This window comes from Cellulophaga sp. BC115SP, assembly GCF_009905545.1.
GTDB lineage: Bacteria > Bacteroidota > Bacteroidia > Cytophagales > Spirosomataceae > Flectobacillus > Flectobacillus rivi.
Window position 1 is genome coordinate 16,595 of sequence record NZ_JAAALB010000017.1, and the last position, 19,692, is coordinate 36,286.

General features: G+C 37.4%; 15 protein-coding genes. 11 read left to right on the forward strand and 4 right to left on the reverse strand.

The features are described 5' to 3' along the window. Nucleotides 1-102 precede the first annotated feature (102 nt). The 9 genes from GVN22_RS14030 (at nt 103) to GVN22_RS14070 (ending at nt 13,784) form a co-directional block, all read left to right on the forward strand. A complete protein-coding gene (locus tag GVN22_RS14030; protein ID WP_166551642.1) occupies nt 103-2,226 on the forward strand; it encodes a penicillin-binding protein in 2,124 nt (707 codons plus the stop codon). Between the two features lie 234 nt (nt 2,227-2,460). Then, nucleotides 2,461-3,456, forward strand: a complete 996-nt coding sequence (locus GVN22_RS14035; protein WP_166551643.1) for a hypothetical protein — start codon at nt 2,461-2,463, stop codon at nt 3,454-3,456. A 40-nt stretch (nt 3,457-3,496) separates the two neighbouring features. After that, entirely contained in the window at nt 3,497-4,957 is a 1,461-nt protein-coding gene (locus GVN22_RS14040; RefSeq protein ID WP_166551644.1) for a UDP-N-acetylmuramoyl-L-alanyl-D-glutamate--2,6-diaminopimelate ligase, read from the forward strand. A 168-nt stretch (nt 4,958-5,125) separates the two neighbouring features. Further along, entirely contained in the window at nt 5,126-6,334 is a 1,209-nt protein-coding gene (gene mraY, locus GVN22_RS14045; protein ID WP_095164149.1) for a phospho-N-acetylmuramoyl-pentapeptide-transferase, read from the forward strand. Between the two features lie 320 nt (nt 6,335-6,654). After that, the gene (locus tag GVN22_RS14050; protein WP_166551645.1) at nt 6,655-6,915 is read left to right on the forward strand and encodes a DUF4834 family protein; all 261 of its coding nucleotides are present in this window, start codon (nt 6,655-6,657) and stop codon (nt 6,913-6,915) included. 384 nt (nt 6,916-7,299) lie between these two features. After that, a complete protein-coding gene (locus tag GVN22_RS14055) occupies nt 7,300-7,632 on the forward strand; it encodes a hypothetical protein (protein WP_166551646.1) in 333 nt (110 codons plus the stop codon). 413 nt (nt 7,633-8,045) lie between these two features. Next, nucleotides 8,046-9,176, forward strand: coding sequence for an efflux RND transporter periplasmic adaptor subunit (locus GVN22_RS14060; RefSeq protein ID WP_166551647.1), 1,131 nt, complete (start codon nt 8,046-8,048; stop codon nt 9,174-9,176). 23 nt (nt 9,177-9,199) lie between these two features. Continuing rightward, nucleotides 9,200-12,349, forward strand: a complete 3,150-nt coding sequence (locus GVN22_RS14065; RefSeq protein WP_166551648.1) for an efflux RND transporter permease subunit — start codon at nt 9,200-9,202, stop codon at nt 12,347-12,349. Further along, nucleotides 12,342-13,784, forward strand: a complete 1,443-nt coding sequence (locus GVN22_RS14070; RefSeq protein WP_166551649.1) for a TolC family protein — start codon at nt 12,342-12,344, stop codon at nt 13,782-13,784. The genes GVN22_RS14065 and GVN22_RS14070 overlap by 8 nt, the downstream gene beginning before the upstream one ends. Nucleotides 13,785-14,003: 219 nt before the next feature. Here the strand turns inward: GVN22_RS14070 and purN are convergent, their stop codons facing one another. Next, nucleotides 14,004-14,573: a phosphoribosylglycinamide formyltransferase gene (gene purN, locus GVN22_RS14075; protein WP_166551650.1), complete on the reverse strand. Its 570-nt coding sequence runs from the start codon at nt 14,571-14,573 to the stop codon at nt 14,004-14,006. Between the two features lie 126 nt (nt 14,574-14,699). Here purN and GVN22_RS14080 point away from each other — a divergent pair, with 126 nt between their 5' ends. Both GVN22_RS14080 and GVN22_RS14085 read left to right on the forward strand, forming a co-directional pair. Further along, nucleotides 14,700-15,236 (forward strand): META domain-containing protein, encoded by a 537-nt coding sequence (locus GVN22_RS14080; protein ID WP_166551651.1) that lies wholly within the window; start codon nt 14,700-14,702, stop codon nt 15,234-15,236. A 709-nt stretch (nt 15,237-15,945) separates the two neighbouring features. Beyond that, a complete protein-coding gene (locus GVN22_RS14085; protein WP_166551652.1) occupies nt 15,946-16,323 on the forward strand; it encodes a rhodanese-like domain-containing protein in 378 nt (125 codons plus the stop codon). 44 nt (nt 16,324-16,367) lie between these two features. On the opposite strand, the gene GVN22_RS14090 is transcribed toward GVN22_RS14085, so the two are convergent. The 3 genes from GVN22_RS14090 to GVN22_RS14100 all read right to left on the reverse strand — a co-directional run bounded on the left by GVN22_RS14090 (nt 16,368) and on the right by GVN22_RS14100 (nt 19,549). Beyond that, nucleotides 16,368-16,904 (reverse strand): methyltransferase domain-containing protein, encoded by a 537-nt coding sequence (locus GVN22_RS14090; protein ID WP_166551653.1) that lies wholly within the window; start codon nt 16,902-16,904, stop codon nt 16,368-16,370. A 65-nt stretch (nt 16,905-16,969) separates the two neighbouring features. After that, nucleotides 16,970-19,282, reverse strand: a complete 2,313-nt coding sequence (gene ppk1, locus GVN22_RS14095; protein WP_205690900.1) for a polyphosphate kinase 1 — start codon at nt 19,280-19,282, stop codon at nt 16,970-16,972. Between the two features lie 48 nt (nt 19,283-19,330). Next, the gene (locus tag GVN22_RS14100; protein WP_166551654.1) at nt 19,331-19,549 is read right to left on the reverse strand and encodes a hypothetical protein; all 219 of its coding nucleotides are present in this window, start codon (nt 19,547-19,549) and stop codon (nt 19,331-19,333) included. Between the last annotated feature and the right edge of the window lie 143 nt (nt 19,550-19,692).

A 19,692-nucleotide genomic window follows, 5' to 3' on the forward strand; every position in this document is an offset into this window, starting at 1 on the left:
ACGTAATAAGGCACTCAACCAATAGAAGTTTGTATCTATCAAGCATTTTGTAATCTCGTCGAGCCCGTATTAATGGGTTCTTCAATCAATAATCCCTTTGTTATGAATATCAAGAAAGACATCGTCATACGTATTCGTGCTATGTTTTTGTTTATGCTCTTATTGGCTGCGGGTATTATCTGGAAGATATTTTTTCTACAAACTATCGAGGGTAATAAATGGCGTGAAAAAGCAAAAATGTCTTATGTAGAAGAGCGTACGATTGAGGCTGTTCGTGGAAATATATTTGCCGATGATGGTAGTTTATTAGCTACTTCTCTTCCCAAATACAAATTGGGTTTTGACCCTTTGGTAAGTAGAAGGAATAAGAAAAATGCTAAAATCTATGACGATGGTATAGACTCACTTTGTCATTCTTTAGCCAATTTTTATCATGATAAAACTGCCGAAGAATATTACTCTCAAATCGACCTAGCAAGACGTCGTAAAATCACCTATATCGTCCTCAACAATGACTTAATTTCTTATCAGGATGTTAAGAAAATGAGAAAATGGCCAGTGTTTCGAGCGGGTAAGTATAAGGGAGGCGTTGTATTTGAGAAAGTAAATGTGCGCTATAATCCATTTGAAAAAATGGGTGTAAGAACCATTGGCTATAAAAAAGATAAAGAAAAAGTAGGTATCGAAAATGCTTTCGATGTTGAGCTTTCGGGAACATCTGGCAAAGGTGTCTTCGAAAAAATTGTCGGAGGAAGTTGGCGACCTGTAGAAGGTGGCGAAAAAAGTATTCCTGTTCAGGGGCTAGATGTTCACAGTACGCTCAATGTCAATATTCAGGACGTTGCCGAAACATCGCTCATGAATGCACTTCGCAAGTACCGTGCAGACAAAGGATGTGTGATTGTGATGGAAGTAGCCACTGGCGAAATCAAGGCAATGACCAATCTCTCAAAAGTTGGCAAAGATAGCTCTTATTATTCCGAAACTTATAACCACGCCGTACTCAACCGTACCGACCCTGGCTCGGTATTCAAACTTCCATCAATGATTGCTATTATGGAAGAAGGAGGCTTAGAAAATACTGAATTAGTCAATACGGGCGACGGTACTATCAAAATCGGAACACTCACCACCGAAGATTCAAAAAAGGGTGGTCACGGGACGATTCCTGCGCAAGAGGTTTTTGAAGTATCCTCCAACGTAGGGATTATGCGCTTGATGCAGAAATATTTTGGTGATGCAAAGCAAAAAAAATATTATGAGTATCTGAAAAAGTTTCACTTAAATGAACCACTCAAATTTCAGCTCAAACCAGATGTTTCTCCCGTAATCAACGAGCCAAAAGCTGGTGACAAAACAGCCATGTATTGGAACTCCATTGGTTATGGCGAACTTATCACGCCATTACAAATGCTTACTTTTTACAATGCCGTGGCCAATAATGGCAAATGGATTCAACCTATCATTGTGAAAAGCACCAAAATTGCGGACGCAGTTGTGCAAGATTTTCATGTTGGGCAAACAGTTTATCCAGACCCAATATGTTCAGAAAAAACTTTAGAAAAAGTTCGTAAGATGTTAGAAGGTGTTGTTGAGCATGGCACTGCCAAAAACATCAACAATCCTATGTATAAAATTGCTGGAAAAACGGGTACTTCTCAAAAACTCATCAATGGCAAATACCGAGAAGGAATGTATTATACCTCATTTATGGGTTTTTTCCCTGCCGAATCACCCAAATATAGTATTGCCGTAGTGATTGACAACCCTCGTGGCGTTAAGTTAGAAGCCCTATATGCCAGTGATGCCTGTGCTCCTGTATTTAAAGAGATTGCGGATAAAATTTATGCCAATGATATTCAAATGCATAAGCTCTTGATTAAGGAAGACGGCTCAAAACTAAATTTTGCTAAACAAAAAGTCATTGCACATTCGTCAGATATTAAGGTATTTAATGATGAAATGTCGATCGATAAAAGCCCTCAAACTGAAGGCTGGACTGCTGTAAAACAAGACAGTCAAAACTCGTTCAATTACGAAATCAAATACAATAAGAAGAACCGTGTACCCGACACTCGTGGTATGTCATTGCGCGATGCCATGTATGTATTAGAAAATAAGGGGTTGAAAGTACGAGTAAAAGGAATTGGGAAAGTCACAAGTCAGAGTATCCCTCCTGGCGCAAACTTTACCTCAGGGCGTACCATCGAGCTTATTCTTCAGTAAACAAGAGACGTTATTAGTTAATAGTAATTCGTTATTTGAAGACAGAAATAATAGGAGCTTCAGCCAGCATCTATATGCCATAGGCTAAAAATTGTGCTTGCCTAACGCCTACGGCTTATAGCCTAGAACGTATTAATGCATTTTTTGCTATTTTTTCAATGTATGTAGGTAAATATTCGTATTTTTAGTTTCCCGTATTAAAAATCACAAGCTATTTATCAAGCCATTAATCGCATGACATCTTTTGTGCCGAACCCACAATCAACCGAACCACCACAAAAAAATAAGACCATACGAAACAGCGTTATAGTTGGAGCAGGTCTACTCCTAGGATACTTTCTCTATCATCAATATATCCAAGCACAACTCCAAGTGAGTCAGATGCAAATGAATACTGAGGAAATCAAAACCATCAATACCGATATGGGACGACTCAGGGAAGATATTCAGGATAACAGAGATGGAATTCAAGAAAAACAACGTAAAATCGATGAGCTAAAACAACAACTTGAGACAGTTCAAAAAGAAAGTAAGGAGCAAAGCGAAGAACAACGTAGAGAAATGGTTCAAATGCTCCAACGCCAAATCAATCAGCTTTCAAAAGAGAAAGATGAATTGCAGGTTCGGTTGAATAAAACAATAGGTGAATACGAAACTAAAATCACCAGTTTCCAGAAAATTATCAAGCAAAAAGATAGCATTATTTCAGGGCAAAATACTACCATTCATCAGTTAGAAGATGTACTTGCTCAAAAGCAAAATGAGGTAAAAAAGCTTGAATTTGAACTGAAAGAAACCAATGATGTCATAGAGTCTCTCGACGATAAACTTCACGTAACTATTACCAACGTGAGTTTTTATGCCAACGGTTTTGATGATGCCGACGACGACCTGAGCAATAGCAATAACAAATCGAAAATTACCGAAGTTGGGGTATTTTATTCGCTCAGTCGTGAAATCCGTAGCGCTGAGCATATTCTCGTAGAGCTATCCCTTGGTAATCAACGCATTATAGGCAAGAAAGAATTTTCGAGTAAAGATATTGAAGAAATCCAGAAACAATCAAAGCAAAACGGTATAGAACGTCCTCTGAGTATCAAAATTCAGAAAGGCTCTTTTGATGTTCCACTCAAAATCAACTTCTATGTCAAGGTAGGTAGCCACAAGCAACGACTATTCTTGATTGACTCGAAAGTGATTCCTGCGATTAAAAGTAAAAAGTTTATATAATTCCTGAAAAGCGCTCACAAAGCGCTTTTTATGTTACCTTATGAAAACAGTTACACAAATTTTCCAACAAGTAAAAACAATCTCTGTTTTGGGTAATCCCGAAGTAGAGATTTCTCAACTCACCATCGACTCTCGTCAGGTTGGTCCACAAACGCTTTTTGCTGCCCTAAAAGGCACTCAAACCGATGGTCATTCGTACATCGAAAAAGCCATAGAATTAGGTGCTAGCGCGATTCTATGTCAGGACTTACCAGAAGTGATTCATCCTAATGTAACCTATATTCAAGTAAGCGATTCGGCCGAATCGTTGGGTTATGCTTCATCCAACTTTTATGATAATCCTTCTAGCAAACTTAAGCTAGTAGGGATTACTGGCACAAACGGCAAAACGACCACGGTTACATTACTGTTTAGACTTTTCAGAAAATTAGGATACCGCTGCGGTTTGATTTCGACAGTTCAAAACCAAATCGACGATACCATAATTCCTTCTACGCATACCACTCCCGATTCTATCAATTTGAATAAGCTTTTGGCAGAAATGGCAGAGGCGGGTTGTACCTATGCATTCATGGAGGTGAGCTCACACTCGGTTGTTCAGCACCGTATTACGGGCTTATCATTTACAGGAGCCATTTTCTCAAACATTACCCACGACCATTTAGATTTTCACAAAACTTTTGACAATTATATCAAAGCCAAAAAAGGATTTTTTGATATGTTGCCAAAAACAGCCTTTGCCTTAGTCAATATCGACGACCGTCGTGGCTCAGTGATGGTACAAAACACCAAAGCAAGCATTAGCACTTACTCGCTCGAAACGCTTGCTACCGTAAAAGGTCGTATTGTTTCAGATAGTATTTATGGGTTGGAAATGGAAATTGATAACAAAGAAGTTCATTTTCAATTAATTGGTACTTTCAATGCCTACAACCTTATGGCTATTTATGGTGCAGCTATACTTTTGGGTGAAGACAAAGACGAAGTACTCATCAATATGTCGAGCCTACAAACTGCACCAGGACGTTTTGAACAAATTGTTTCGCCTGATACTCGCAAAGTTGGTATTGTAGATTATGCACACACACCAGATGCACTCGAAAATGTTCTGAAGACCATCAAGCAAATCAAAGATGGGAATCAGCAAGTAATTACGATTGTAGGCTGTGGAGGAAATCGTGATGCGACTAAGCGCCCAATTATGGCAAAAATAGCCTGTGAACTCAGTGATAAAGTTATTCTGACTTCGGACAATCCTCGTTTTGAAGACCCTGAGGAGATTTTGGCACAAATGCAAAAAGGTGTCCCTCCTATCGACTTCAAAAAAACTAAAACTATTATCGACAGAAAAGAAGCGATTCATTTTGCCATTAATGAGCTATCTGAAAATGGAGATATTATTTTGGTAGCAGGTAAAGGACACGAAACCTATCAAGATATTCAAGGAGTAAAGCACGATTTTGACGATAGAGTTATCATCCGAGAAGCTTTTGGTATATAGTCTAGACTTGAGACGATCAAAATATTTAGAGGCAAATTGTCTTATAGATAGCTCAATGCTCCTATTTAGGCAAAACTTTTCCATTTTTTAACAGAGTTTATTCAACAAAAAAGTAGAAATTTGACAAATCAAACATCCCTTTTTCATCAAATTTCTATCCACTGAACCATGCTTTATTATCTTTTTGATTATTTAGATAAACATTTTGACTTCCCAGGTGCAGGGGTATTTCAATATATCACCTTCCGTGCCATTGCTGCCACGATAACCTCATTGGGTATTGCAGCAATCTGGGGCAAAACGGTTATTAACATGCTCCGTAAACTTCAAATCGGTGAGGATATCCGCGATTTGGGTCTTGAGGGACAAATGCAAAAAAAAGGTACGCCTACGATGGGTGGCTTTATTATCTTGTTATCATTGTTGGTACCAACCTTGCTTTTTGCTAAGCTTCACAACGTCTATATTATTTTGTTGATTACAACAGCCGTATGGTTAGGCGCAGTAGGCTTTTTAGATGATTATATTAAGGTATTTCGTAAAAATAAAGAAGGGCTTTCAGGACGATTTAAAATAGTTGGACAAGTTGGGCTTGGACTAATTGTTGGACTTACAATGTGGTTTAACGACGATATCAAAGTACGTACTTACGAAAAAGCCACTATTGCTGCCAATATTGGAGAAGTTCAAAAGTTCACCGATTCCAAAGACTTAATCACGACGGTTCCTTTCTTGAAAAATAACCAGTTTGATTATAGTTATTTGTTGCCCGATTCGATGGACCAATACACATGGATCCTATATGTTCTTGTAGTTATTATCATCATTACGGCTATTTCAAACGGTGCTAACATTACTGACGGTATCGATGGACTAGCTGCAGGTACTTCGGTTATTATCGGTATAGGTTTAGCGATTTTGGCTTATGTGTCTGGGAATAAGGTTATTTCACAATACCTCAACATCATGTTTATTCCAAACAGTGGAGAGCTGGCCGTCTTTTGTGCCGCCTTTGTGGGAGCATGTGTTGGATTTTTGTGGTATAATGCCTATCCTGCACAAGTATTTATGGGCGACACGGGTAGTTTAATGCTGGGTGGTGTAATTGCTACATTGGCCATCGTAATCCGTAAAGAGCTATTGATTCCTGTATTGTGTGGTATTTTTGTGGTCGAAAACTTATCCGTAATCATTCAGGTAAGTTATTTTAAATACACCAAGAAAAAATATGGCGAAGGACGTCGTGTTTTCTTAATGTCACCTCTCCACCACCACTACCAGAAAAAAGGCTATAACGAATCCAAAATCGTCACCCGCTTCTGGATTGTATGTATTATCTTGGTTGTGGTATCATTGGTAACCTTAAAATTACGTTAGAAATAAAGGATAGACTATCTTTAGTCCCAAGAAATAGAGACATTTGTTATTCGGTTGTGACAAATTTCTCACCTAAAAAGGAGTTAACGCACAACGTTAACTCCTTTTTTTATGTCCATAATTATGGAGGTTCACCTCCGAATACAAAATCATTCGGCATTGATACCTTTGTTTATGCCTGTGGTCTAATCAAACAACCGTTTATAAAAACTTGTTAATTAGCCATAAAGTCAACTAAACATTTGATTAACTTTGATGTCAAAAGCCCAAGAAACCATTAATGGGAATTTATCGGTCATTTATCAAAACTGTTTATTGAAATGCTCAAATTCGTTCTTATAGTAGTGCTCATTTTCTTTGTATTTCCAAAATTATTGAAATGGGTATTGAGAGGCTTTGTGGTTTCACAAATCAACAAAGCCCAACAGGAATTTCAACAACAATATAATCCCAATACAAACACCAACCGTCCTAAAAAACGTGATGGTCAAGTAGATGTGGATTTTGTACCACCAAAGTCAGGTAAAAACTCAGATGACTTTAATGGCGGCGAATATATCGATTACGAAGAAGTAAAATAATAGTATTAGCGATTGGTAGTCAGCTTTCAGCAATATCCAAAGCATATTCCTTACAAGGTATCTGCTTTTTCATTTCTAGTTTTATAGAATGTTGTTATTTATCTGATAGCTGACTGTCCAAATCATTTTACTTAAAGACTAGCAAGTACTTGATTAATTGGATAATTCAAATATTACCCAACCACGATTTAAATATCTATTTTATCAATGAACATCATTTTTCATCTATAAAAATAGGCTTTTCAAATCCTATTTTTATTCATTTATCTAAAAAATCACACAAACATCGACTTTTATCAACTATAAAATCGTATTTTTGTAAAAATCAGTAGAATGATTAAGTGTAAACCACATATAATATTTTCTATTTTCATTCTATTATTGATGTTCATACACATTAATTCAGTTGTAGCTCACAATAGTCAAAATTGTACAAAAGAAAGATTTTATACGCCAAAACGATTATACAAGTCTTTTCAATTGGCTCCTCTTAGCTCACAACAAACACAACATCCATCGGATGATTTTGACCTAACGACTTCTGATTCAAATCAAGAAGACGAAAATCAAGATTTTTCATCCAATTCAAATCTGTGTTTGTTAGAAGAACCAAATCATTGGTTAGGAGTATCAATATTGACACGAATCACAACTGGGTATTTCTTAAACTATTATGGTGTAGAACTAAAGCAGTTTACACCCCCTCCTCGGTTATAACATATTATCTTTCCACTAGAATACCTACTAGATTCAAAAAACAGCCTCTGTTTCAGAGATTTGAAACAGAAAATGATACTTTTTGAATTATACTTCATCCAATTAATCAACAAACAAAAAACAACTGTTGGAGATGCTTGTCGGAGCATCTCCAACTACTTTCCTATTCAATACAGTAGGCTATAGCTCATAATTTCTCCTTTCCATAATTTTTGAATTTATAAAATTGTTACAGTTTGTTAGTAATAACGTAGCATTGAAAATCCACATAATCAATGGTTTAGCTCAATAGATACCTTAACTCAACTAAAGCAATAAGCACTTTGATTCAATATATTGATAAGCTCAAAAGACAGGAGGAGTACATCCTTTTGTCACTTGAAGATTATCTCATTCAGACAAATAGAAAAATTATGAAGAGAATTCTGTTCGCAGCCAGCCTTTGCGTACTATTGGCATCCTGCAACAAAAAGGAAGAAAAAGCTGACATCACGCTTGAAAACTTTACAGTAACCTCGCCAATTGTGGTGGATACTTTTTTGCACAATGATTACGTAGCCGAAATCAATGCGGTACAAAATGTAGAAATCAGAGCTCGCATTAAAGGCTATCTAGAGAAAATTTACATCGATGAAGGTAAATATGTACAACAAGGTCAGTTGTTATTTACCATCAACAACCCCGAATTGAAAGAAGAGTACATGCGTACCAAGGCAGTAGTCAGAAGTACCATGACAGAACTCAAAGCCGCTGAACTCGACTTTAGTAATGTAAAAAAACTAGTTGATAAAAACGTAGTTTCGAAAACTGAACTTGAACTTGCTCAAAACAAAGTAGAGCTTGCTAGCGCCAAAGTGGAAGAAGCGCAAGCCAATGAGTCTTTTGCCAAAATCAAACTCACTTATCTTCAAATAAAAGCACCCTTTAATGGGATTGTCAACCGTATTCCAAACAAACCTGGGAGTTTGATGGAAGACGGAACTTTATTGACAACCATTTCTAAAAACGATGAAGTTTTTGCCTATTTTGATGTTTCTGAAAAAGAATATTTAGACATTGCTGATAATGCTCGAAAGCAAAAAGACACAGCGCCACAAGTAACGCTCCTACTAGCCAACGGTGAAGAACATGATTACAAAGGTCATGTAGAAACTAGTGAAGGGGAATTTGACAAAAGCACTGGTAATATTGCCTTTCGTGCACGCTTTCCAAACCCTCAAAAAGTCTTAAAACATGGTGCAACGGGTAAAGTTCGCATTTTACAACGCTACCGCAATGCAATGATTATTCCTCAAAAAGCTACTTTTGAGATTCAAGACCGCATGTATGTGTATGTAGTCGATAACAAAAACAAAGTAAAATCTAGGGCTATTAAAACCTCCAAACGTTTACCACATTTCTATATCATAGATTCAGGACTAAACACAGACGACCGAGTGGTATATGATGGTATTCAAAACTTAAAAGAAGGTTCGGAAATCAAACCGAAGTTTGTGGCACTCAAAACGATTGCCAAAGAGCTTTCTAAAACAGATTCCAATTAGTAGAGACCCTAAGATTTTTCACTATGTTTAGTAATTTCATCAATAGACCCGTGCTATCGTTGGTAATATCCATCTTCATTGTGATTTTGGGCTTATTATCAATGACTAGCCTCCCTGTGACGCAATATCCAGATATTGCTCCTCCAGCCGTAACTGTTACAACCAAGTATACAGGTGCCAACGCCGAAGTTTGTGCCAAAGCTGTAGTGACTCCTCTCGAACGAGCCATTAATGGTGTACCTGGCATGACCTATATGACTTCGGTATCGGGTAACGACGGTACAAGTATTATTCAAGTGTATTTTGAAGTAGGTACCGATCCCGACGTAGCAGCGGTAAACGTACAGAACCGTGCGACTACCGTGCTTGATGAATTACCTGAAGAAGTAATCAAAGCTGGGGTTGTAACCGAAAAAGAAGTCAATAGTATGCTTCTTTACATCAACTTGATTAGTGAAGATACTACGCTCGACGAAAAATTCATTTACAACTTTGCAGACATCAACGTATTGGCAGAATTAAAGCGTATCAATGGTGTAGGCTTTGTCGACATCATGGGTTCGCGAGAATATGCTATGCGTGTATGGCTTAAGCCAGGGCGTTTGGATGCCTATCAACTTTCGGCAGAAGATGTTATCAAAGCACTTCGTGAACAAAACGTAGAAGCAGCCCCAGGTAAAATCGGTGAAAGTTCTGGTCGTCAGGCTCAATCACTACAATATGTATTGCGCTACACGGGTAAAATGACCCAAAAAGAACAGTATGAAAATGTAGTGATCAAAGTAACTGATAGTGGCGAAATGCTCCGTTTAAAAGATGTGGCTGATATTGAATTTGGCTCATTGGATTATGATGTACTATCAAAAGAAAATGGAAAGCCATCAGCTGCTATTGTACTTAAACAGCGCCCAGGCTCGAATGCAAGTCAGGTTATTGCAGATATTAAAGCTCGTCTGGAATTTTTGAAGGAAACTTCTTTTCCTCCAGGAATGACTTATACGCTAAGTTATGACGTATCCAGATTCCTAGATGCCTCGATTCATGAAGTAGTCAAAACTTTGTTTGAAGCATTTATCTTGGTAGCTATTGTGGTATTCTTATTCTTGCAAGATGTCCGTTCTACCTTGATTCCTGTGTTTGCCGTACCTGTATCCTTGATTGGTACGTTTGCTTTTATGCAATTGTTTGGGTTTTCGATTAACCTACTTACTTTGTTCGCATTGGTTTTGGCGATTGGTATTGTAGTCGATGATGCCATTGTTGTGGTAGAGTCTGTCCATGCCAAAATGGAAGAAAAGCATCTGAGCGCTAAACTTGCCACTATCGAATCTATCAACGAAATCAGTAGCGCTATTATCGCTATTACGTTAGTGATGTCGGCAGTATTTATTCCTGTAGCATTTTTGGATGGTCCTGTTGGGGTATTCTATCGACAATTTTCAGTGACTATGGCGATTGCGATTGTAATTTCGGGGGTCAATGCTCTTACGCTCACACCTGCTTTGTGTGCCCTAATTTTACAGAATCCTCATCATGGTGAGAAAAAGCAAACGATTGTAACTCGTTTCTTTGATGCTTTCAACCATCAATTCAACCGACTGACTGGTCGCTATGGCTCATTACTCAAAGCGATTGTCAATCGTAAATTAGTGACGTTGGGAGTACTAATCGCATTTAGTATCGGCTCGTGGGGTGTAGCTAGTATCTTACCTACCAGCTTTATTCCTACTGAAGACCAAGGAACGATCTATGCTAGTGTAACCACACCTGTAGGTGCTACGCTTGAGCGAACAGAAGAGGTCATGAACCAAATTGATAAGATAGCTCAAACCTTACCAGAGGTATCTTCTATATCAAGTTTATCAGGTTTTAGTATGATGACCGACGGTGTGGGTGCCTCATTTGGTATGAGTACCATCAACCTAAAACCTTGGGAAGAAAGAAAAGCTACCGCAAACAAATTGATTGATGAGTTAATTACTAAAACAAAACATATCAAAGGTGCCGATATTCAATTTTTCCCTCCTCCTGCTGTACCTGGATTTGGTAATGCCAGTGGTTTCGAAATGCGTTTATTGGATAAAACAGGGACAGGTAATCTTCAAAATATTGCCAAGGTGGCGGATGATTTTATGGAAGAACTCCAAAAGCGTCCTGAAATCAAAAATGTGTTTTCGAGCTTTAACCCTAACTTTCCTCAGTATCTCATTCATGTTGACCAAGATTTAGCCGCCAAAAAAGGTATCTCGGTAGACAACGCCATGAGTAACCTTCAATCTCTGATTGGTAGTTTTTATGCAACCAACTTTATTACTTATGGACAAATGTACAAAGTAATGGTTCAGTCTGACCCTAAATTTAGAGCACAGCCTGAGGATATTATGAAGTTGCGTATCAAAAACAAAAATGGAGAAATGGTTCCTTACGCCATTTTTAGTAGAATCGAGCGCGTGTATGGACCAGAGCAATTGACACGATATAATATGTATTTTTCGGCAATGCTCAATGGTGAGCCTGCCCCAGGCTATAGTACAGGTGACGCCATCAAAGCTATCAAAGAAGTGGCAAAAGCTAAACTTCCTCGTGGTTATACCTACGAATGGTCGGGCATGACACGTGAAGAAGTTTTATCTGGCAACCAAGTAGTTTATGTCTTCTTAATTTGTTTGTTGTTTGTCTATTTATTGCTTTCTGCACAATACGAAAGCTTTATTCTACCTCTAGCTGTATTGATTTCATTACCTATTGGGATTTTCGGTTCTTTGTTTTTCTTGTACATCTTCGGTCTGGAAAACAATATTTACGCCCAAGTTGCCATGGTTATGTTGATCGGGTTGTTGGGTAAAAATGCCATTTTGATTGTAGAGTTTGCTATGCACGAGCAATCTCAGGGACGAACCATAGTCCGAGCAGCAATTTCAGGGGCTATAGCTCGTTTCCGCCCAATTTTGATGACCTCTTTTGCTTTTATTGCTGGATTACTACCCCTTATGTCAGCGTCAGGTGCTGGGGCTATTGGTAACCGAACCATCGGTACAGCTGCGGCAGGCGGAATGTTATTTGGTACTGTTTTCGGTATTGTCATTATCCCTGGGCTTTATGTACTTTTTGCAAGCCTAGCTGGTAAAAAGAAATCCAAAAACAATAAAAAAATTGAAGAAGCTTATGTTTAGATATAAAAAAGGTCTTTTATTCGCCCTTGTAATGCTTGGATTCAGTGCTTGCAAAATCAAGCCTGAAATTCCACAAAACAAGCCTTTACTGGTAGCTTCTAGTACTTTTACCAGTTACTCTGACTCAACACAAAAAGAGATACCCAATATTGGGACATTTTTTGCTGATACTACGCTATCTGCGCTAATTGATACGGCTTTGCAAAACAATTTTGATTTGCAAGTGGCTGTTCAACGAGTAGAAATAGCTCGTGCAGGGATTCGTTTTAGTCGAGGTTTGGGTATTCCAGAAGTTAGTGCTGGCGTCATTGCAGGTGGAAAAAAGTTTGGAGATTATACCATCGATGGAGTTGGAAATTATGACACGCAATTTTCGACTAACCTAAATGACAAACAAAGCATCCCACAACCTTTCATTCCAGATTATATGCTTGGATTGCAGTCTTCATGGGAAATTGATATATGGGGAAAACTCAAAAGTCAAAAGAAAGCAGCTTTGGCTCGATTTCTTTCTTCAGAATTTGGGAAAAATTTAGTGCAAACTCAGCTAGTAGCCGAAATTGCAGATGCCTATTTTGAGCTTTTGATTTTAGATAATGAGTTAGACTTTTTAGAAGAAAACATTAAACTACAGCAGTTTTCGCTCGACATTGTCAGAGTAATGAAGCAAGCAGGTGAAGCCAATCAGCTAGGGGTAGAACTACTGAAAGCTCAATTATTGAGCTCAGCTGCTATGAAAGTGGAAGTAAATCAACAAATTATCCAGAATGAAAGTCGAATCAACTTTTTGATGGGTCGTTATCCACAGCCTATCAAGCGACCAAAATTTGCTTGGGAGAAAGTTATTCCACCAACACTTTCGGCTGGAGTACCATCTGGATTACTCAAAAACAGACCCGATATTCGTCAAGCAGAGTTGGAATTGCAGGCACGAAATGCCGATTTATTTACGGCTAAAGCGGCATTCTATCCTTCTTTTAACATCAATGCCAACTTAGGCTTACAGTCTTTCAAGGCATTGCTTTTACTAAATCCAGCTTCAGCTGCATACGGTCTTGCAGGGAGTCTAATGGCTCCTATTGCCAATAGAAGAGCCTTGGCCGCAGATTTGATGGCGTCACGTGCCGAACAAAAAACCGCTTATATTGGCTATCAGAAAAGTATTGTAAATGCCTTTACTGAAGTTTACAATTACCTTTATTTGATAAAAACCAACGCTGATATTTATAAATTAAAATCAGAAGAAGTTAACACGCTGAAAAATTCGATTGGGATTTCGACAGACCTTTTCCGTTCGGGTCGTGCTACGTATTTGGAAGTAATTACTGCTCAAAAAAATGCACTACAGTCACAAATTGAGCTAATTAACGTGAAGAAAAAGCAATACAATGCCGTAGTGGGATTATACCGAGCACTGGGAGGTGGCTGGAAGTAAAGTTAGTTATGAATTTTAGAATTGAGATTATTCTCTAAATTTTCATCAAAAAAGCGGTTGGAAAATATTTTCCGACCGCTTTTTTGATAATATGACTCGGCTTAAGACGCAATCATTGCGTCTCTACCGCTAGAATACAAATTTTAAAATAATCACTCATTCGCTCAATCTCAATTCACTCAATAATTAAGAATGGCTCATGATTAAAAGTCGCTTATCTTAAATCTCTTCTTTCAACAATTTTTCTACGACTTCAGGAAAGTGTTTATGTTCTAATACCTGTCCTTTTTTAGCTACATCTTCAGGGGTATCAGTAGGTGTTACAGGATACGATGCTTGAAAAATGATAGCACCTTCATCATAACGCTCATTCACATAGTGAATTGTAATACCTGATTCGGTTTCTTTATTTTCTACCACCGCTTCGTGTACAAAATGTCCATACATACCTTTCCCTCCAAATTTTGGTAATAATGCGGGATGAATATTGATGATTTTGTTAGGAAATGCCGCTACCAAATTCGAAGGAATCAGCCACAAGAAACCTGCTAAAACTACCCAATCAATTTCGTTTTCTTTCAATAAGTCTACAATCTTATCTGACTTAAATTCGCTTCTATTAAACAATACCAAAGGAATATTTAAACGTTCTGCACGTTGGATTACACCAGCAGAAGGATTGTTACAAAGAATCAGTTTGACTTGAGCCAAATCTGAATCTTTGAAATATTCTACCAAACGCTCAGCGTTCGAGCCTGATCCAGAGGCAAATACGGCAAGATTTTTCAAGATTTTTGAGGGAGTTTTATTCTACATTTTTTTACAAATTTATAGGATACGTTCCAACCATACTACTGCAATTGTACTCTTTATTCAAAAATGAAAAAGATTCTAAACGCATTAACTTCAAAAATCATGAAAATTAGGCTTCTATTTTTGCTTATTATGATTGGAGCAAGTGCTTGTCATCCAATAGAGAATGATGCCACTGCTAAGGGAAGTATCAGTAATTTGGATAGCCTAAAAGGCACTTGGACACTCAAATATGTTTTTCTAGGTGATGTTATTGATCAACCATGTTCATCTAGCAAAATGCCACATGATATAACACTCAACATTACCAGCCAATTGGTCGAAAACACTTCTGACACCTATGTTATAAATGGTCAATCTGCTGTCAATTCGATTTTTGGCGGACTGAAAATCCTATCGTTTGATGAGAATACTCAGACTGGGAAAGCAACTGTAACACAATTAGGAAGTACTAAAATGGCAGGACCAGAAGATTTAATGAATTGTGAGTTGAGATATTTCACTCTCTTAAATGCCACCAAAGATTTTAAGATATTTAAAGATACTGATGGGAAAACTTACTTACACCTTGGCGACTTCAAGACTGATAATCAGCCCTCTAGGAATGGAGGAATGTATTTAGTTTACACCAAAAATTAGGATAGACGTTTTAAACCTTTTTTGAAAAAGTTGTCTTACTAATTAAATTTTGAAATTACATCGATTGAGATACCAAGATATTACACCTAAAGAGGTACTGACACACACATTATGCACCTCCGTTAAAGTTAATATTGAATACGGCAAACACAGGGATAGATTTGCTTTGTGGAAAAGCTCCAATTATCTTATTTAGATAGTGTACTAGCAAGAATTCCTGCCTTTCCTATTCATTTTCAGACATTACACCGCTTAATGTATAAAAAATTGCTTACTTCTAACCTATCGATGGGGGCTACTTTGGTAGCCCTTTATTTTTGTCATCCTGAATTTTAGTATTATGTCACTAAGTGGAATCGTCAGTCAAGAGCTAGTCATATTGTTAATTTTAACAATAAATCCGTGTTACGCTTTAACCCAAGTATTTTTTTCCTTCAATCAAAAAAAGCGGTCGAAAAATAATTTTCGACCGCTTTTTTTGATACTATATTTCGGAAGGAGACCTATTTAGACGCAAAGCATTGCGTCTCTACTCATGAAATGTAGATTTAAAGAATAATCACTCATTCGCCAAATCGCCATACAAAACATAGTCCAAATACCCATGATTTCTATGCCAAACTAAAACTCTAATAACTTTCTAAAATTTAGTATTGAAAAAATTCCTCTAATCACTATAACTTGCAATAAAAATACCACTTAACCATTTATGAGACCTCTGTTTATATTATACTTCATCAGTTGTACTGCATTTCTGACGGGCTGTGTCGTTGAGGAAAATCTCAATGTAAGTCCACACGAGTTTGCAGACATAGTTAAGAATAATCCCGACATACAAATTATTGATGTGCGCACTCCTCAAGAATGGAAAGAAGGGAAAGTAACATCAGCCAAATGTATCGATTATTTTGACCCAGATATATTAGAGAAAATTGAGTCATTAGATAGAGACAAGCCTGTATTACTATATTGTGCTACAGGTGGAAGAAGCTCTGAGATAGCCGAGCTTCTGAAGGAATATGGCTTCAAAAAAATTTATAACCTTAGAGGTGGTTACAAAGATTTGCTGAAAGAAGGTCTACATTAAGACCTGAATCATACGATAGTACATACCACGTACTTACTCTAAATCTATTTTTTTTCAAAAATAAATACCTTTAAATAGCTTTCTTTTTCTACTATCTTATCCAATCTAAATTGATTTGCTTCTAGTAAATCTACGAGTTGAGTTTCTGAAAAAAGAGGTAACCCACAGCCTTCATGTATTTGTCCTTGGGTCAAGGCTATTTCTTCTTCAATAATAAGTTTTCCTACTGGCTTGAGAATTTGTGATACTTCATGCAACATTTCTTCCAGATATTGAAATTCGTGGAAGGCATTGATGATTAATACCTTATCGAAAGTATTCTTAGGCAAATTTGTTTTTTGTGGGGTTCCTAATATTGCGTAAAATGTCCCGTCTATTGCTCGCCCAAGTTGACGTTCCCAATACGCTTTTGCATAAGCGACTTCTTCTTCATTACAACTGTATTCATCAATATCTTGGATATAAAATGTTAAGCCTGATTGCATGCTGGCTAAGCCTATTTCCCACACCCCAGATGCCGCTCCTATCGAGGCGATGACATCGCCTGTATGTAACTGATATGCTTCAAATGATTTTTTCATTGGTCATAAAAACACAAAACCCTCACCGAAATGAGGGCTTTGTTAGTTTCTTTCTGAAAATTAGACTAAATACTTTCTAATTCAATATGCTCTGGCTCTGCTGTTTCTGCAAACAAACGAGCTTTCATTACATCTTCTAGTTTTACATTAAAGAATACCTTATGAATGTCAAAAGGTTCAATTCCTAAATCTTCTGGATTAGCCAAATGCTTGTATGACCCATCCTCTTGCATTTCATACGTATTGACGTTGTCACGCAAATTACATTGTAAAATATGAATTGCCTGTTGACGTACTTGGTTGGTCACCAACTCAAATAGCGACTCAATACGACGGTCAAAGCTACGCACCATAACGTCGGCAGAACCACCATATACTCTAGGACTTCCATTGTTGTGGAAATAATATACACGAGTATGTTCCAAGAAATCTCCTACGATTGAGCGTACTTTGATATTGTCTGATAAACCTTTGCGTCCTGGACGAATACAACAAATCCCACGCACAATTAACTGGATTGGCACACCAGCTTGAGAAGCTTTGTACAGCTCATCGATGGTGATTTTATCCTGCAATGAGTTTATTTTGATACAAATACCGCTAGGCAAACCCGCTTGAGCATTTTTGGCCTCATTACGAATCATATCTACCAATTTGTTACGCATCTCACGAGGAGCCGTAATCAAGTATTTATAACTATGTGGCTGCGAATGCCCTGTGATTACATTGAAAAATTCTGAAATATCACGTGTAATTACCTCATTGGTTGTCAACAAACCAATATCAGTATAAAGTTTTGCTGTATCTTCATTATAATTTCCTGACGACAAGTGAGCATAACTTACCACTTGATTACCTTCAGAACGAATCACCTGCAAAAGCTTCGTATGTGTTTTTAGACCTGGAATACCATAAATTACAAAACAACCTGCATTTTGAAGACGCAAGGCTTCACGGATATTGTTTTCTTCATCAAAACGAGCTTTCACTTCAAACAATACCGAAACGTGTTTACCATTTTCGGCAGCGTGAAGGAGTGCATCTGCAATACGAGAATTTTTAGAAATACGATACAACGTAATCTTGATTGCCAAAACCTGAGGGTCGTCGGCAGCTTGTTCAAGCAATTGTAAGACAGGTTCAAAATTGTTATAAGGGTGATGCAATAGAATATCTCCTTGTCTTACTGTCTCAAAAATATCGGCCTGTTTTACCGTTGATAAGCCCAATGGAGGTACCGCAGGATGCTGCTGAACCAAGCGGCTTTTAAACTCTGGATATTTAATGATTTGCCAAAAAGCCGTAAAATCGATAAGGTTTCCATTGTAGAAAACACCATCTTTTTCCAGCTTCCAACGTTTCATCATCATTTCGAGCATCCACGGCGAACAATCAGGTTCGATTTCGATACGCGTTACACGACCCAAACGACGGTCTTTGATTTTCTTCTTGATTTCGTCGATAAAATCTGTTTCTGAATCTTCATGCTCTACCACATCAAAATCACCATTACGTGTGATACGGAAAAGGGCAATCGATTCAATTTCTACATTTTTGTAGAGTTTCCACATTTCATGACGAATAATCTCTTCGATTGGGAAGAAGACAATTTCATCCTCGCGCTCAAAAACAAAAAAACGTTTAAGGTTTTGTGGAATTTGTACGAAACTAATTTTACTATTTTCACCACCTTTAAGAGGTTCGTTTTTAATAAAATCAATTTCGCCAGAAGGTATGCGAGTAACCACCCCAAAAATTAGCGTTTTTGCCAGCAAACTTGGGAAAGTATGCGTTTGGTCAAACACCATTGGGGTAAGCATTGGATATATCGTGCGATTGAAGTAATCGGTTACTTTCTCAAGTTCTTCAGAATACAAATCACCAATCTTAATAATTCTAAAGCCGTTTTCAGTACATAGTGGTACGATTTCTTCTTTATAAAGGCGTTGTTTTTCTTGGACAAAAGCCTGAGTAGCAGCCATCAAAGTTTTTTTAAATGGAATTTCTCTCAAACCAGAATAGTCGCTACGCTCCTTACCAAAGTCGATGTAGTTATATAAAGAACCAACTCTAATCGAAAAAAACTCATCAAGATTTGAAGCCGTAATCGCCAAAAATTTCAGTCGGTCAAATACATTTCTTCGAGAGTCACGTGCTTGGTCTAATACCCTCTCATCGAATTTTAACCAACTCAAATCTCGACTGATATAATCCGACTTCTCTATAACGTCATAAGAGCGATTTATGACTTTTTCAAGACGACGTTTTTCCTCTGGTGTTTGTTTCGTATTCATAAAATTACCCAAAAATGAAAAAAGATTCTCGACTAGAGAACCTATTTCACCGCGTTTACGATATTTTCTTCTTAGTCGTTGCATAAATTTTCAGAGGTTATACTATAAAACCTTAACGAAAACCTTGCTATTTTATTCTTGCATTCCACCCTTAATTGCTTCATAATCAGAACGTAAACGACCCATTTCTTTTACCAAAAAGGTTTGTAATTGTGCATTAAATTCCTTTTGATCTTCTGGAGATAAAGAAGCGTATAAATTCTTCAATTCTTGGTTTATTGTGGCTCTTTCCTCAGCAGAAGAGGCATTCATTGAACGAATGTGAAACTGTTTAAAATTAAATTCTGACATTGTAAATGGTGGAATAGACAAATTTAAGGTTTATCATTCATTGTAATATTAACAAAACGTTAAATTAACAAATGCCAAGCCTTTTAAAAAATTTATGGAGCGAAATGTTTACCCTATTATAGAAAAAATATGATTCTATCATC

What these genes read in the sequence shown, in the direction of transcription:
- GVN22_RS14035 (WP_166551643.1), top strand. Translation starts at nt 2,461, where the DNA reads ATGACATCTTTTGTGCCGAACCCACAATCAACCGAACCACCACAAAAA.
- GVN22_RS14085 (WP_166551652.1), top strand. Translation starts at nt 15,946, where the DNA reads ATGAGACCTCTGTTTATATTATACTTCATCAGTTGTACTGCATTTCTG.
- GVN22_RS14030 (WP_166551642.1), top strand. Translation starts at nt 103, where the DNA reads ATGAATATCAAGAAAGACATCGTCATACGTATTCGTGCTATGTTTTTG.
- GVN22_RS14050 (WP_166551645.1), top strand. Translation starts at nt 6,655, where the DNA reads ATGCTCAAATTCGTTCTTATAGTAGTGCTCATTTTCTTTGTATTTCCA.
- GVN22_RS14070 (WP_166551649.1), top strand. Translation starts at nt 12,342, where the DNA reads ATGTTTAGATATAAAAAAGGTCTTTTATTCGCCCTTGTAATGCTTGGA.
- GVN22_RS14090 (WP_166551653.1), bottom strand. Translation starts at nt 16,904, where the DNA reads ATGAAAAAATCATTTGAAGCATATCAGTTACATACAGGCGATGTCATC.
- GVN22_RS14080 (WP_166551651.1), top strand. Translation starts at nt 14,700, where the DNA reads ATGAAAATTAGGCTTCTATTTTTGCTTATTATGATTGGAGCAAGTGCT.
- GVN22_RS14100 (WP_166551654.1), bottom strand. Translation starts at nt 19,549, where the DNA reads ATGTCAGAATTTAATTTTAAACAGTTTCACATTCGTTCAATGAATGCC.
- mraY (WP_095164149.1), top strand. Translation starts at nt 5,126, where the DNA reads ATGCTTTATTATCTTTTTGATTATTTAGATAAACATTTTGACTTCCCA.
- GVN22_RS14065 (WP_166551648.1), top strand. Translation starts at nt 9,200, where the DNA reads ATGTTTAGTAATTTCATCAATAGACCCGTGCTATCGTTGGTAATATCC.
- ppk1 (WP_205690900.1), bottom strand. Translation starts at nt 19,282, where the DNA reads ATGCAACGACTAAGAAGAAAATATCGTAAACGCGGTGAAATAGGTTCT.
- GVN22_RS14040 (WP_166551644.1), top strand. Translation starts at nt 3,497, where the DNA reads ATGAAAACAGTTACACAAATTTTCCAACAAGTAAAAACAATCTCTGTT.
- GVN22_RS14060 (WP_166551647.1), top strand. Translation starts at nt 8,046, where the DNA reads ATGAAGAGAATTCTGTTCGCAGCCAGCCTTTGCGTACTATTGGCATCC.
- GVN22_RS14055 (WP_166551646.1), top strand. Translation starts at nt 7,300, where the DNA reads ATGTTCATACACATTAATTCAGTTGTAGCTCACAATAGTCAAAATTGT.